The sequence below is a fragment of the Colwellia sp. 75C3 genome (assembly GCF_002836255.1).
Lineage (GTDB): Bacteria > Pseudomonadota > Gammaproteobacteria > Enterobacterales > Alteromonadaceae > Colwellia.
In genome coordinates this window covers 21,411-36,064 of record NZ_PJAU01000037.1, presented here as the reverse complement: position 1 = coordinate 36,064, position 14,654 = coordinate 21,411, and the positions used below count along the sequence as shown (strand labels likewise).

The window sequence follows — 14,654 nt, the reverse complement described above, 5'->3', positions numbered from 1 at the left end:
GTAAGTAGCTAACCGTATTAAAAGGGATTTTAAGCATATGAATATCAGAACCAGAGCTGCTCAAATTAGATCTAGATGGCTAAGAACGGGCTTGCAATGTGAGTTGTCACTCGATGAATTAGAGCCTCTATTTTCAGTTTATGCAGAGAGCCCAAGAGGTAAGCTTGTGATTGTTGATAAGACACAGGCAATCACCTTAAAAAACCTCCTAAGCTTATCTGCTGACGACTATAATACTTATAAGCTAAACATTAAAGCTCGTAATCAAGCCATAGCGCTTCATACAAAGTTAAGCCGTTTTAACCAACCAGTCCTCGTTAGCATTGATGATATTTATCAAATTATTCGGGATAAGCTTGATATCAAGAAAAAGTATTTCACACTCAAAAACGAAAACTCACCAGTAACCATCGAAAACCTTATTTTATCCCCCGTGACAAGATCTGAATACTATTTAAAGTTAAAAAAGAACGCAGACAAAAAAATGGTGTTTTGGCGAAAAAAGGCGCTTAAACCTAAATTTACTCTCTCTCAATTGACCGAACAAATGGAGTCCGTGGGATATAAAATCATTAATTCTAAAAAAGGGGTTCCTATACGTGAGCGAATTCGGATTATCGACAATAAGATGGCTTTGACATTAAATAATATAGAAATATTAGTTAATGTTGAAGATGAATTGCGAGTCAGGTTAAGTGTTTAATTTTTGGTACTAATACTATCTTAGTGCCAATGTTCCCTTGGTGCGCAAAGCGGAACAAAACTTAAAAACCTTTCCCATAAATTCTCTAATGAATAAGGATTATTAAGTGTATTACTGAAACGTATCCGTAGCATCCTACTTTTTATATAAATTTGATCTTTTGTGGTGTCTAATTTATTGATAATGTGGGATATTAGCGTGAATTGAATAATGGTTATGGATCAGGTGTTTCTGTGACTTATCCATAATAAAGCTGTAAGCTGCAGCCATAACAAGGAGGCTATGTGTCGATTCAGGAAATTGAAGTAACTTTAGAGGATTTACAATCCATAGATCAAGATCAGGTTGTTAGCTCGTGCAAAAAAGTAATTTATTATGAGTTGGAAACAGCATTTGGGAACATTAAAGACTCCAGTGCTGCAAAATTGTTATCTGCTTCTTGTTCAATGCATCTTAAACCTGAAAACACTAAGGCTCCTTTTTCACCTAAATTTATAATGCAAGATCGTAGAGGTCTTATCGCTTCCGACTTTCCAAAAGTATCTCTGATTGCATTATCAGATTTTTGTCCATTTGTTAAAATCCCAGAACTAAAAGCTCGAATTGCAGATATTTCTTGGGTTATGAAAGTAGGAAGTATTGGGCATGCATATATGGCAATTGAAGCATATCTTGAATCGGCTAAAAACCTACTGGATGATGGTGTGTCGTGGATATACCCAGCAGAACGAATAGAAAGGGCTTTGAGGCTAAGTTGTATGTTCAGGAGAGATAATCAGCGTCCTGATTTATTTGAAAATTTGTCTAGTTTTATTACATCTGAGGTAAATACTAAAAAGTTAGATGACTCACCTTTTTATGCTTTACGCCTTCTCTCGTTATCACATGAATGCGGTGTTGGTGGTAATGATTGGATTCTTAATGTCGCAGAAGAAATAGCACAAGCGCGCTTTGAATTAGGTGATACAAGAACAGCGACAAATGCTTGGGAATGTGCCTTGAACTCTGCAAACTCAGACCGTAATAAAAGCAAACAACAGAAAATTTGGAGAGAAATAGCTAACTGCCACATTAAAGATGCCGAGATTCATGGTGGAGGCCTAATAGCTGCTGGATGTATATTAAAAGCGATTGATGCTTTATCTAAAATTCCTAACACAAGACAAGAAAGGCTTGAGCTATATGAGACAATGCGAGACCACCAAATAGAGTCTTTACATCAACTTCATGAGTTTTCATCTCCACCTCAAGATATTAGTGAAATTGTTCATCAAGCTAAAACTACAGTCCAAGGTAAAGACTTTTTCGATATGCTGTTTAGGCTTGGGGTTTTGGTTTCGAGACCTACAGATATTAATAAGCTAAAAGACCAAGCAATTGATCAAATGAAAAATAGTTTCGCATGGATGTTTGGTGGAACACATATTGACCATGAGGGGATAACAGTTGCTACAGTTCCATCTGGAATGGGACTTAGTGACAACCCAGATGCTTCTGCTATTTGGGCAACGATGATGAAAAATATTGGTATTGATCACCAGTTAGCAGTTCAAGGGCAAATTCGACCTGCGCTAGACGAATTAATGATACAGCACCATGTTTCTGAGTATGCGCTTGAATCAATCCTCAAAAATAATCCATTTATACCATATGGGCATGAATGTTTTTTTGTAAAAGGTATAGCTTTTGGCCTTGAAGGCGATTTCTTAAGTGCATGTCATATCCTTATTCCACAGGTAGAGAACTCGCTTAGGTATGTAGCACGAAGCCAAGGGGAGGAACCAACAACATTACATGGCGATGGCACTCAAGAAAGGAGTGGTCTTAAATTTTTATTAGATCACCCTGTTATTATCGAGGTTTTAGGTCAAGATATTGTTGGAAATATCCAAGCAATATTAATAGATAAGATTTACGGTGACTTGAGAAATCAAATGTCTCATGGATATATGCCTGCGGGACATTTTTTTGGTGTTGCACCAGTTTTTCTTTGGTGGCTGGTTTTACATATAGTTATGCTACCTCTAGGTACACACTGGAAGCAAAACTATAAACCAGAAAATGCAGCTAACAAGGCCATTAAGTCCGATTCGTAACAGTTGGCTCGGTTCCGCTTCGTTAAACATTTTAGCAAACTATTGCTCACCGCTTATTGCGGCGTTAGCTCTAATACGGATACTTATGCGCGAAATTAGTGAATTTTTAAGCTCAATTGATAACTTTAGTGACGTAAACTATTATCGTGGTCACGCAGATACACAATGGGCTCTGCTTCCTTCACTTGCTAGAATTGACGTGTCTTCAATTAATACTTCTTCAATTGGTATATGGAATAGTTACGAGTGGTCTAATTTAGAAAGAGAAATTTTACGTGCTTTTGAAAAACATGGGTGTTCCCTCCTCAAGACTCCACCTAAAAATTCGCTTGAATGGTTGATTCATGCACAACATCACGGTTTACCTACAAGATTACTAGATTGGAGTTTAAATCCACTAAAAGCTTTATTCTTTGCTGTTGAAAATCCTGAACTTGACCATTTAGATGGAGCAGTTTTTGGTGTTTCAGTAATGACTAACTTCGTAATGGATAAATATGTTGAAATTCAAAATATTGGAAAAATCACAGGATTTAATTCTTCAAGTTTAAATATGAGAGTAGCAGCCCAAGAAGGTTGTTTTACTTTATCCCCAATGCCAGGTGGCCTAAATAGTTTTACGGAAGTTAAAGTTGATCGCAATTCAGTAGATTATCTAGGTAAATATGAAATACCTAAAGAAAGTAAACCCGCGTTAAGAAAACAATTACATAAGTTAGGGGTAACTCATAAGTTTCTGTTTCCAGACCTTGATGGTTTAGCAAAATCAATCAAAAGAGATTTCGGTTTGTAATTAATTGCTATAAGGCATTTAAACGGAAAATTCACAGTTGGTTGTTTGTCGTTCCTCAAATATTTTAGCCAACTATATTTACCGCTTAGTAAGGGGGTAGCGATACAAAATCTAATCCAAATCACCGCTAATGATTAAATGCTAATGTCCGCAATGTCCGCAATGTCCGCAATGTGCGCAACAATGTCATTAACTTAAGGTTAATTTAAATATTTACAATAGGTTACCCTGTTGCTAACCTGTCTATGAATTAAAAATAGAGAGAAATCACAAATGACCTGTTCAGTATTTAATTCAAATAGTACAAAATTTAACCAACAAAATTCATTCAACTGAATTTTTAGAAAATCATCGTAAAAAATCTACTGATTTCACTCGAAATAGAACCCTTACTTTTCCTCGTTTAATGAGTTTTATGTTGAATGCTCTCAACGCTTCAATTCAAGCTGAGCTTGTTCGTTTTTTCAATGTTATAGACGATAGCTACTTATCAACAAAATCAGTCAGCACAGCCGCTTTTTGTAAAGCAAGAATGAAGCTCTCTCATAAGGCGTTTATTGAATTAAATGATGACTTAGTTCAAGCCTACTATGAAACTGCAACCCTTGATAAATGGCAGGGCCATAGGTTGTTAGCTGTTGACGGCTCAGTCACACAATTACCTATTTCTGATGAGTTACTCAATCACTTTGGTAAAGCACGTTCACAAGCTTCTATGCCTGCCGTTCGCCTTTCTCAACTTTATGATGTTAATAATAATATTACTGTAGATTTACAGGTAGAGAGCCATTCAACAGGTGAGCGTGAAATGGCATTAAAGCATTTAAATAAAACCGAAATAGGAGACTTAGTGCTTTACGACAGAGGTTACCCTGCCGTTTGGTTTTATAAGTACCACATGCTAAAGAATGTTGATTTTTGCATGCGCATTGTTAAAAGCCCTAATATTATTAAAGCATTCTTAGAGAGTGGTGAATATAGTGATATCGTTGATTTCCCTTGCACTGAGAAGTCACTTCGTCGGTGTAGAAAAGACAACATATCTACAGAGTCCATACGTTTAAGGCTAGTGAGAGTTGACTTGCCATCGGGTGAATCAGAAGTTTTAGTTTCGTCATTAACTGACTTGAAAGCTTATCCTACTTCAATTTTTGCTGATTTATATCACCAACGCTGGGGAGTTGAAGAAGATTACAAAGTATTGAAAAGTCGTCTCAATATTGAGAATTATTCTAGTGTTTCTGTTGAAGGTATTTTACAAGATTTACACGCTAAGCTATTGACCAAAAACCTTTCAGCTTCTGCGATCCATGATGCAAAACGAAAAATAAAGAAACCTAAAAACACTAGGCTCTACGAATATAAAATCAATTTTACCTTTGCGATAAATCAGCTCAAAGATAATATAGTTCGCTTCACAATGAAGCTAGCTGAACTTGAGCTATATGAATTACTGATAAGTAAAATATCAAAGAGTTTAAGTGTTATTCGACCCAATCGTAAGTTTGTTCGACAAGACCGTAGAAACAAGACAAATAAGTACCCAATGAATTATAAACGTACGTGTTAAATCCTTAAGTTAATGACATTGATGTGCGCAAAGGAGACATTAGCCACAAGTATATTTGCCATATATTTTCTAATGAATCACTTGTGTCATATTACTGAGACTTCTCAGTAATATGCTTTATGTGGCACTGACTGCCTTAGTATTCATTCTAATTTTAGATTGGTTAAATATTAAAAGTAAAGCATATTAATCAAGTCGTTAATCTTTAAGGTTCAGGGAAAGAACTTATCTTTTGTATTTTTCTGGTTAAACTTTCTAAGCTCACGATCGTATACGTTTTTATGTAATAATCTAATACTCAGGTAAAGGCGGTAAACCGCTCTGGTTTAGGTCTTACACATAATAACAAGCAGATTAAACGGGAATAAATATGAAGCCAAGTGATATTGAAAAAGAAGCAATAGAAAAATATACAATGGGAAATGTGTTAATAACGGATTTAGGTGAGGCTTTGAATATACTTTCTATTCATGGGGAAAAATGTGAAAAGGCTATTGATATATCAATTCGTGCAGAAGCTTGCAAAGCCTACATTGCATCGAAAAACAATAATAAGTAAATTCGTAATCTCTTGAGTCAATAAGAGAGTACAGCACATAACAAGCACTTCAAACGGAACAAAAACAGTTGATTAGGTTCCGGTTGGCTACACATTTCAACCAACTATTTTTGTCTGCTTAAGTGGGCGTTAATTTCCTAGGTGATTATGATTAGAGATTCGTTTGTAATAGGTAAGTTTCAGGAACTTTCAGCTACGATTAGCAAAAAGAAGCCCAAAGATTATCTTCAATATGGGTATGGGCAGCGTTCACTTCAAATTATGGAAAGTCATTACAAACTTACCGAAGTGATTAACAAGTCAGGTGGCGAAAGGCTAGACCCTTATAAAATGACTGAGGTCAATATATTACTAAATGCATTCTACTTAAACATGATTGGTGCAATAGATAATTTAGCATGGGCTCTTCAACACGAGTTTAACTTAATAGATGGTGCTAATGAGAATAACAAGAAGAGAACCAGAGTAGGCCTGTTTAATAACAAGTTTCAGGAAGCCTTATCACAATATCACCCTGAAATAGTAAATAGACTTAACGAGTTCAAGGACTGGTTTTTTGAGTTAAAAGATTTTAGAGATCCTGCTGCACATAGAATACCTTTGCATTGTGTTTCTGGTGTTATCAGAGACGAGCACAAAAATGAGTACCTAGAAGCTCAGAAGCATTTTTTAAAACAGGATTATTTAATTAATCGTGATGGTTACATGGATGCACAATATGCTTTAAGTCAATGTGGTGTTTTCGAAGCCATTTTCGTTTGCTATTCTGAATCATTTGATAAAATAATCTACCCATTATCGAGGACTGTTGAGCAAGACTATGAGCCGTTTTGGAAAGTATCAAATATTGTCCACGAATGCTTCGAGAACGGAATTTAACAAGGCGTTTAAATGGAGCTAAAACAGTAGGTTACGCTTTACTACACATTACAACCCACAATTTTAGTCCACTAAACGCGGTGTTGGTATGTATTGTTGGTAGTTCTAGCAACACTTTGAGCATGGTAATAAGTTTTTATGAAGTTAAATGACCCAAAAAAAATAGAAGATATGCTTAACGATTGCCATCGGGATCTTTCTTTTGTTGCTGTCTCGATGGGAAAGCCAGATTCGTTAAGTAACATATTTTTGCTAAATATGTACTTATTTAAAGCATTGGATAATGAAATACTGCTGTGGTTGAAAAACTTGGATAATGGCTCTATCGTGACTCTAGCAAGTCGCAATATTTTTGAACTGTATTTAATACTTATTGAAGTTAATCAAAATGAGCATTCCATGAAGAGGTTCTTTGCTCAGTTGGGGAATGATAGGGACGAACTTAATGATGCATTTATGAATAAATGTGAAGCAGTAGGTTATGAGCTTTCTGATAATGATAAAAATATAATCCAAGAAGAGCTAGATAAATCTCCGTTTGAAAATATTGAAACTCATTGTTTTCGTATGCGCTATTTAGCAAAGACTCACGGATACCAAGAAGACTATGACTTTTTCTATAAATTAAGCTCTAAGCTGATTCATCCATCAGCTTACAAAGTTCTTGGGGTCGTTGATGCAAGTCCACAATATGAAGTTGTAGCAATGACTGGTTATCATTTTATTTCTAAAGCAACGGATTTTGCAGTGGACTTCTATAACAAGAATGTAGTGTTGGCGAAGCACAATACATAACAAGTGACTATGGTGATTTATCAATACAAATTCTAATCCAATCACAACCTTTAACCGCATGAGCTAATGTCTTCTTTGTGGTAACAGTGAGCCTATCCAGCGAATTAAGAAATGTCAGGTTTTAGAAAAACAACCACTTATGAAATTGTTATAAGTGGTATTTAGGCAAATAAATCTGCTTTGCAAACGGCTCACTTCGGTGGGCTTCTTGTTGCTTGAAATAGTGTGATTCCCCCAAAATGATTACCTTTTATATAAGAAACATTATTAGAGTTAATAAGGTAATCATTTTAGGAAACTTAAGCTTAATAGGTACTAAATGAATACTTTCTATTAGTTTAGTAATCATTAACGATGTGACTTATGGCCTCTAGAATTTAGGGGCGTTGCAGGTACTAAGGTTTTTTTGGTTACGCTTTAACTTACCGCCAGCTCTCATTCTTTATGATGTTATCTACCGAACCCAACATACCCCCATTTTTTAGCAGCTTGCTTGACGGTGAACCTTAGGTCGTAATCAATTGCCAACGAAATGTGAGAAAGAAACTTTTCGAAAGTTAAGTATTGCTTTGTTGGCACTACGCTAGAAGTAAACGACACAGATATTTCTGTCACGGCTTCTGTAGATGAAGACAAAGTATCCATGAGATTTAATATCAATTCTCCATTTGGCTTAAAGCTCAGATAAACTCGGTCAATATGTACAATTAAATTTTTTGGTAAAAGTACGTAATTTCATTGATAGTTAGAGCTTTAATAATAAAGGATCTGACATGAATAATTTGGAGTTTGAACTTCTCAATGGGTATTTAGAACAACTATCACTTAAAACCCAAAATACTATTAATGAATTGCAGTTAGTTAAACGACACATTGATGGATTTAAATCACAGCTTACAAAACGAGATATATCAGAACAAACAAGAGCAAATATTCCTGAACAAAAACTGAGTATTGAACAAACTCAGACACGTAGTAAGCAGCCTAGCGACCTAATCAGAATCAAAGAAGTTATAAGCATGACAGGACTATCAAGATCTTCGATATACACTTATAAAAATAAAGGTGAATTTCCAAGCCCAATACAGTTATCTTCTCGTTCTGTAGCATGGGTTAGAGTTGATGTTGAACAATGGATTTTAGGTAAGATAAACAATAGATAATCCTGTCAATAAATCACAGGGCTATTATTGTATCCCAAGATATTATTCATATAGTTAAACCATCAAACTGTTAGAATAATTGCCAAAATATTGCTGCTTGGGTTGACCCCCTAAGTATGAAAAAAGAGTAGTACTTCAGTTTTCTCATATCTTTGCAGGAAAGTATTCACGATTATTTGACGTTAACAATTGGTCATTGCTAACGTTAGCAATAAATCATAGAATAATTATAGGCACGGCTTGAATGTTTATCGTGTGTACAAATTGGAATAGAGCTTGGATAGCAGAAAGCAAAAGAGCCACCCGAAGGTAGCTCTTTGCTATTATATGGTGCTCGCTACGGGACTCGAACCTGTGACACCTTGCATGTCATGCAAGTACTCTAACCAACTGAGCTAAGCGAGCACATGTTGATAACTCAACGAGGGCTATACTAGCTTTTGCTTAATAGCCTTGCAAGCAATTTTGTTTAATTCATTGATAAATAAGTGCTACATGCTTTTAAAATAAACAAAGTGGTTGAATATGAGTCTAGTCGTCTGGTAAATAGTTAGGCTTGCGCTTCTTGACTGTCATCTTCCTGCTTTTTATCACCTCGTAATAGCTCAGCATTTTTAATACGCTGTTGAATTACGTGTAAACGCCAAGCGAGTAATATTGCCGCTGTGGTTAAACCAACGATAAAACCTATCCAAAAACCATAAGGTCCCATTTTAGGAACAATCCAGTCAGTCATGCCAAGTATTAAACCAACTGTTAAGCCAACTAACCAATAAGAAACAAAGGTTATATATAAAATAGACTTGGTATCTTTATAGCCACGTAATGCACCTGCTGAAACTACCTGAATAGTATCTGAAAACTGATAGATAGCGGCCAGTAACATTAAACTGGCTGCTAATTCTATCACCGGCGCCTCGGTACTGTAAATTGCGGCAATTTGAGTTCGAAATAGAACAGTTATCAATGCGGTAAAGCAAGCTAGGGCTAGGCCAAGTACAATGGAGTACATGGTATAGTCTCTGGCTTGTTTGAAGTTTTTATTCCCAATAGCAAAACCGACTTTAATGGTTGTCGCCATCGCTATACTTAACGGTACCATAAACACTAATCCGGTAAAGTTTAAGGCCACTTGGTGACTTGCCACCACTTGCGAGCCAAAGGGTACTAAAATGATAGCAACAATGGCAAATAGACTGACTTCAAACAGTAGTGATAACGCGATAGGGATACCTAAGGCTAGAATACCTTTTATTTCGGTCCATACTGGCCAGTAAAAAGCACTAAATAAATTGGCTTGTTTCAGTACTTTTGAATAGAAGCAATAAATAAGCATACTGATAAACATTGACCAAAAAACTAATGCAGTGGCGAGGCCACAACCTGCACCACCAAGTGCTGGCATGCCAAATTTTCCATAAATAAATATATAGTTAGCAGGGATATTAACTAGTAAACCTATGATGCTAATGATCATGGTTGGCTTAGTGTATGAAAGTCCTTCAGAGTAGTTTCTTAATACTAGGTATAAACAATACCCTGGAGCGCCCCAGACAATAAAACCTAAATAATCAAACATTAATACTTCAAGGTTGCCATCTAAGGTAACCATTGGTGCGATTATAGGCGTGAGTAGGTAATAAAGCCCTATTAACGAAATACCGAGCACTAGCGCTATCCAAGCGGTTTGATAGGTTTGCTCTACTATATCAGTATATTTCCCCCCACCTGCAAGCTGTGAAACGATCGCAGAAAGCGCCATGATTAGCCCATAAATGGTCAATATTAAGGGTAACCAAATGCTATTGGCTACGGCAACTGCGGCTAGATCAGTGGCGCTAACACGACCTGCCATGACAATATCAACAAAGCCCATTAAATTTTGAATTAATTGTGCAATTAAAATAGGGTAAGTGAGCTTTAATAAGCTTTTACTGTGGGTGAAAAAGTCGGCTAGGTTCATGTCATTGGTAACTTTAGTAAGGGGAGGGATCGGTTATCGCGAAACTTCATGCATCATAGAGGAGATAGCTTGAGCAAACAAGGCAAAAAATGTCTTAAAAAGTAAAGTGGTATTGTCAGGTTATTAGATCTAAACGTAGGAATGGGCAGTTGAGTTAAAACACCTAGTCATCATCACTCTCAACGGTTAATTCAATCGTCTTTCTATATTCATCGATATGTAAATGGTAGTGAATTTCCATGCAGCAAGCAGGGCATTCATCATAATAATCTTGATCGCCTGCTGTGGCATCTACTGTTGTATGCAGATGGTGGCCACAGTGTGGACAAGTAATTCGTTTTTCAGTGAGTTTAATTGTCATATAGCCTCCGGGGAGAATGGTATCAGTTGTAATTATCGGGTTTGATACAAGTATGACTATTTTTAACTAAATTACCAAAAATAGCCCTCTGTTTTAATGATTATTGACTAGGTCTTTGATCTGTATCGTATCTTAATTTGTCGTGCCATGGATGGTACTTATTAGCAAATCAGCTGCTGCGCCCCAACCATCTACCAGTAACATTTTTATTCGCGCTTGTGCCTTATGTCATGGGTGCCACTTATGAAGACAATGCAGACAATGCAGACAATGCAGACAATGCAGACAATGCAGACGGTACAGGAAGTACCTTATTAGAGAATGCAGGAGCATATTCTCCTGAGCTTATTGTCCTGGGTCCAGTTTCTAAAATACAATGGATCTTCGATCAGAGACTTCGAAGATGACGATTTATACATTCTTGTTCTTTGATTAAAAATCAACAGTTTAACCTTATGTTACTTAGAATATGACGATTATAGTAACCTTATGTTACTTAGAAGATGACGTTTACAGTAATCTTCTGAGTTAACTATATAGGCATGTAATTTGTTAATGTAATGGTAGTGACATTATTCGTGATAATGCGGCTTTTGCTTGGTCAATATAAATACCGCCAAAAACATTGGCATGATTGAGGATATGGTAAAAGTTATAGACTAATTTTCGTTGCTCATAACCCGCATCTAAAGGATATTCTGCTTGGTAACCATGATAAAAATCATCAGGGAAATGTCCAAATAATTCGGTCATAGCAATATCTACCTCTCGGTCACCATAATAACAAGCAGGATCAAAAATCATCGCTTGTTCACCGCTAAAGCCGGTATTACCTTGCCACAAATCACCATGCACTAAGCAGGGTGTTACATGATGATGAAGTAAAGCATCGTGACAAACTTGGGTGATATGTTCAATATTACCCAGCATAACGGAACGCTCTGACAGTAATTGTAGTTGCCAAGCAATGCGTTGGTCAGAAAAAAAGGTAGTCCAGTTACTGCTCCAGTGATTAGGTTGAATTGTGTCACCGATAAAATTATCATGTTGCCAACCAAATTGGCCATGGCGGGTTTCATAATGCATTTGAGCGAGTTTTTGACCGAGTTGATACCAAAGCATAGGTTTTGCTTTACTAAAATCAACATAATCTAGCACCAAAAAGCTTTTGTCTAAACTGGTGCCGATACTGGTTACGGTTGGGCTGGCAATATTAGCCAGTGTATTAAGTTGCTTTAATGAGTAAGCTTCGGCTTGAAAGTGATCTAAATAGTCTTTGTTATTAATTTTTAAAAAGTAACTCCGGTGACCATCTGTAATTTTGAACGACAAATTGGAGGGGGGCGCTTTGTTATCAATTAAACTACTTAATGAAGAGGTGCTACCAATACTTGTGGATATTTCTTTTTTTTCAGAAATATAAAACGGCTTGCCAGTTTCAGCGCTAATGGCTTGTTCTATGCTATGCCACATAGATATCTCCAAGGTGATTATACCTAATGTTATATCTTATGTAGTATAGCTGCTTTCCTATAGAGCGATAGATTGTGTGGCAGATGAGCCTGTTAGATGGCTAGTCGTCTGACTGTATATCCAAATATTGAATTTTATCTGTGATGCCATCCCACTTTTTTGCTTCATCTAACGGCGGCTTAACTTCGGTGATCCTAGGCCAGTGTTTTGCTAATTCGGCATTAAGTTCAATAAACTCTTTTTGGTCTGCTGGTACTTCATCTTCTTGATAAATTGCCCCTGCAGGACACTCAACAGGGCATAAGTCACAATCAATACAATCGTCAGGACTTATCACAAGAAAGTTTGGTCCTTCATAAAAGGCATCAGCTGGACACACTGCGACACAATCAGTGTATTTACATAATATACAGTTATCAGTTACTACAAATGCCATGGCTTTATCTAAATCTGTTAATTTTTGTCTTAATAGTGGTGTGGATCATACCTTTGTTGAGGGCAAATTCAATCTCTTGTTTCTAAAATGATGGCGTACAGGTAAAATAGTGAAAAATATTACTCTTCCTATGCTGGATCTCAAAGAATGATTCGTTTAACCAATATTAAACTCGCGCTTGACCATCAAGAGCACGAACTTGAACAAGCTATTTTAACTAAACTCGCCATTAAAGATGTTCAGTTAATAAAATTCACCGTGTTTAAACGTGGTTATGATGCACGTAAGAAAAATTGTATTTTCCTTATTTATACCCTTGATGTGGAAACGGATGTTAATGAAGCGCTGCTTGCAACATTTACCGATGATACTCAAGTAAAAGAAACGCCAGATATGGCTTATAAATTTGTTAGTGAAGCACCAAAGAACCTTAAAAATCGTCCCGTTGTTATTGGTATGGGACCCTGTGGTTTATTTGTTGGCTTAGTATTGGCACAAATGGGCTTTAATCCCATTGTATTAGAGCGTGGTCAAGAAGTAAGACAACGTACCAAAGATACTTTTGGCTTTTGGCGTAAAAAAATACTTAATACTGAATCAAATGTGCAATTTGGTGAAGGCGGCGCAGGTACCTTCTCAGACGGTAAACTTTATAGCCAAGTGAAAGATCCTAAGCATTACAGTCGTAAGGTTCTGCATGAGTTTGTTGCTGCGGGTGCACCAGAAGAAATTCTTTATGTCAGTAAGCCACACATTGGTACGTTTAAATTAGTTACCATGGTTGAAAAAATGCGCGCTAAAATTTTTGAGTTGGGCGGTGAAGTTCGATTTAACCAGCGTGTTGATAAAATTCACTTTACTGATGTTGACGGTAATGAATGTACAGCAGAAGGCATTGAAGGTTACCAAAACAAAAAAGTTACCGGTTTAACGCTCTCTAATGGTGATCATATAGAGACTAATCATATTGCTTTAGCCATTGGCCATAGTGCTCGTGATACCTTTAGTATGTTATTTGATGAGGGTGTTTACATGAAAGCAAAACCCTTCTCTGTTGGCTTTCGTATTGAACACGAACAAGCGGTTATTGATGAAGCACGCTTTGGCAATAATGCCGGTAATGAAATTTTAGGCTCTGCAGATTATAAGTTAGTTCACCATTGTAGTAATGGTCGTTCGGTTTATAGTTTTTGTATGTGTCCAGGGGGCACTGTTGTTGCCGCTGCTTCGGAAGAAGGCCGTTTAGTGACCAATGGTATGAGTCAATACTCTCGTCTTGAACGTAATGCCAATAGTGCTATTGTTGTTGGTATTGAACCGGAAGATTTCATCACCAGTGAATTTGCTTCAGATAGAGATTATGTACTTGCGGGTATGGAATTCCAACGTAAATTAGAAGAAAAAGCGTTTAAAGTGGGTGGCGAAAATTATGATGCACCGGTACAGCTTGTAGGAGATTTTCTTGCAGGACGTAAAAGTGGCGATCACGGTAGTGTTGCTCCGTCATATAAACCCGGTGTTACTTACTGTGATTTAAGTGAAACCTTACCTGATTATGCTATCGCTGCTATTAGAGAAGCATTACCGGCTTTTGATAAGAAAATTAAAGGTTTCTCGATGGCGGAAGCAACATTAACCGCAGTAGAAACACGCACTTCATCACCTATTCAAATTACCCGTGATAAAGCGAGTCTGCAAAGTCTTAATACACAAGGTTTGTATCCTGCGGGCGAGGGTGCTGGTTATGCAGGTGGAATTTTATCTGCTGGTATTGATGGTATTAAAATTGCTGAAGCAATGGCATTAGCGATTACAGCAGAGCAGTAAATTAATGTGCCTATGCATCTGGCTTAGGCACGTCAT

The 14,654-nt window shown here is 36.8% G+C and carries 13 protein-coding genes and 1 tRNA gene; 9 read left to right on the top strand and 5 right to left on the bottom strand.

The features are described from left to right. The first annotated feature begins 37 nt into the window (after window positions 1–37). From CXF85_RS08635 to CXF85_RS23375, 8 genes are all read left to right on the top strand, one after another. Window positions 38–703 (top strand): hypothetical protein, encoded by a 666-nt coding sequence (locus CXF85_RS08635; protein WP_101228131.1) that lies wholly within the window; start codon window positions 38–40, stop codon window positions 701–703. Window positions 704–987: 284 nt separating this feature from the next. Next, window positions 988–2,799 carry a DUF4209 domain-containing protein gene (locus tag CXF85_RS08630; protein ID WP_101228130.1) on the top strand — a complete coding sequence of 604 codons (1,812 nt, stop codon included), beginning with the start codon at window positions 988–990 and terminating at the stop codon, window positions 2,797–2,799. Between the two features lie 85 nt (window positions 2,800–2,884). Then, a complete protein-coding gene (locus tag CXF85_RS08625; RefSeq protein WP_157829049.1) occupies window positions 2,885–3,592 on the top strand; it encodes an FRG domain-containing protein in 708 nt (235 codons plus the stop codon). A 292-nt stretch (window positions 3,593–3,884) separates the two neighbouring features. Next, on the top strand, window positions 3,885–5,162 hold the full coding sequence (locus tag CXF85_RS08620; protein WP_332870687.1) for an IS4 family transposase: 1,278 nt from the start codon (window positions 3,885–3,887) through the stop codon (window positions 5,160–5,162). A 370-nt stretch (window positions 5,163–5,532) separates the two neighbouring features. Then, window positions 5,533–5,721, top strand: coding sequence for a hypothetical protein (locus CXF85_RS08615; RefSeq protein ID WP_101228128.1), 189 nt, complete (start codon window positions 5,533–5,535; stop codon window positions 5,719–5,721). Between the two features lie 147 nt (window positions 5,722–5,868). After that, window positions 5,869–6,600 (top strand): hypothetical protein, encoded by a 732-nt coding sequence (locus CXF85_RS08610; protein ID WP_101228127.1) that lies wholly within the window; start codon window positions 5,869–5,871, stop codon window positions 6,598–6,600. A 138-nt stretch (window positions 6,601–6,738) separates the two neighbouring features. Next, window positions 6,739–7,395 (top strand): hypothetical protein, encoded by a 657-nt coding sequence (locus tag CXF85_RS08605; protein ID WP_101228126.1) that lies wholly within the window; start codon window positions 6,739–6,741, stop codon window positions 7,393–7,395. Between the two features lie 773 nt (window positions 7,396–8,168). Then, window positions 8,169–8,558: a helix-turn-helix transcriptional regulator gene (locus tag CXF85_RS23375; protein ID WP_101228125.1), complete on the top strand. Its 390-nt coding sequence runs from the start codon at window positions 8,169–8,171 to the stop codon at window positions 8,556–8,558. Between the two features lie 328 nt (window positions 8,559–8,886). Here CXF85_RS23375 and CXF85_RS08595 read toward each other — a convergent pair. The 5 genes from CXF85_RS08595 to fdxA all read right to left on the bottom strand — a co-directional run bounded on the left by CXF85_RS08595 (window position 8,887) and on the right by fdxA (window position 12,791). Next, window positions 8,887–8,963 (bottom strand) — tRNA-Val (locus CXF85_RS08595). Window positions 8,964–9,108: 145 nt separating this feature from the next. Continuing rightward, entirely contained in the window at window positions 9,109–10,521 is a 1,413-nt protein-coding gene (locus CXF85_RS08590; RefSeq protein WP_101228124.1) for an MATE family efflux transporter, read from the bottom strand. A gap of 163 nt (window positions 10,522–10,684) precedes the next feature. Beyond that, window positions 10,685–10,882, bottom strand: coding sequence for a CPXCG motif-containing cysteine-rich protein (locus tag CXF85_RS08585; RefSeq protein ID WP_101228123.1), 198 nt, complete (start codon window positions 10,880–10,882; stop codon window positions 10,685–10,687). A gap of 552 nt (window positions 10,883–11,434) precedes the next feature. Further along, window positions 11,435–12,355: a fructosamine kinase family protein gene (locus tag CXF85_RS08580; protein WP_101228122.1), complete on the bottom strand. Its 921-nt coding sequence runs from the start codon at window positions 12,353–12,355 to the stop codon at window positions 11,435–11,437. A 100-nt stretch (window positions 12,356–12,455) separates the two neighbouring features. After that, a complete protein-coding gene (gene fdxA, locus CXF85_RS08575; protein ID WP_101228121.1) occupies window positions 12,456–12,791 on the bottom strand; it encodes a ferredoxin FdxA in 336 nt (111 codons plus the stop codon). A 147-nt stretch (window positions 12,792–12,938) separates the two neighbouring features. Between fdxA and CXF85_RS08570 the strand changes: the two genes are divergently transcribed. Continuing rightward, entirely contained in the window at window positions 12,939–14,618 is a 1,680-nt protein-coding gene (locus tag CXF85_RS08570) for an NAD(P)/FAD-dependent oxidoreductase (protein ID WP_101228120.1), read from the top strand. The last annotated feature ends 36 nt before the right edge of the window (window positions 14,619–14,654 follow it).

Excerpts from the sequence above, each read along its gene's own strand:
- CXF85_RS08635 (WP_101228131.1), top strand. The coding sequence starts at position 38 with ATGAATATCAGAACCAGAGCTGCTCAAATTAGATCTAGATGGCTAAGA.
- CXF85_RS08625 (WP_157829049.1), top strand. The coding sequence starts at position 2,885 with ATGCGCGAAATTAGTGAATTTTTAAGCTCAATTGATAACTTTAGTGAC.
- CXF85_RS08615 (WP_101228128.1), top strand. The coding sequence starts at position 5,533 with ATGAAGCCAAGTGATATTGAAAAAGAAGCAATAGAAAAATATACAATG.
- CXF85_RS08610 (WP_101228127.1), top strand. The coding sequence starts at position 5,869 with ATGATTAGAGATTCGTTTGTAATAGGTAAGTTTCAGGAACTTTCAGCT.
- CXF85_RS08605 (WP_101228126.1), top strand. The coding sequence starts at position 6,739 with ATGAAGTTAAATGACCCAAAAAAAATAGAAGATATGCTTAACGATTGC.
- CXF85_RS23375 (WP_101228125.1), top strand. The coding sequence starts at position 8,169 with ATGAATAATTTGGAGTTTGAACTTCTCAATGGGTATTTAGAACAACTA.
- CXF85_RS08590 (WP_101228124.1), bottom strand. The coding sequence starts at position 10,521 with ATGAACCTAGCCGACTTTTTCACCCACAGTAAAAGCTTATTAAAGCTC.
- CXF85_RS08585 (WP_101228123.1), bottom strand. The coding sequence starts at position 10,882 with ATGACAATTAAACTCACTGAAAAACGAATTACTTGTCCACACTGTGGC.
- CXF85_RS08580 (WP_101228122.1), bottom strand. The coding sequence starts at position 12,355 with ATGTGGCATAGCATAGAACAAGCCATTAGCGCTGAAACTGGCAAGCCG.
- fdxA (WP_101228121.1), bottom strand. The coding sequence starts at position 12,791 with ATGGCATTTGTAGTAACTGATAACTGTATATTATGTAAATACACTGAT.
- CXF85_RS08570 (WP_101228120.1), top strand. The coding sequence starts at position 12,939 with ATGATTCGTTTAACCAATATTAAACTCGCGCTTGACCATCAAGAGCAC.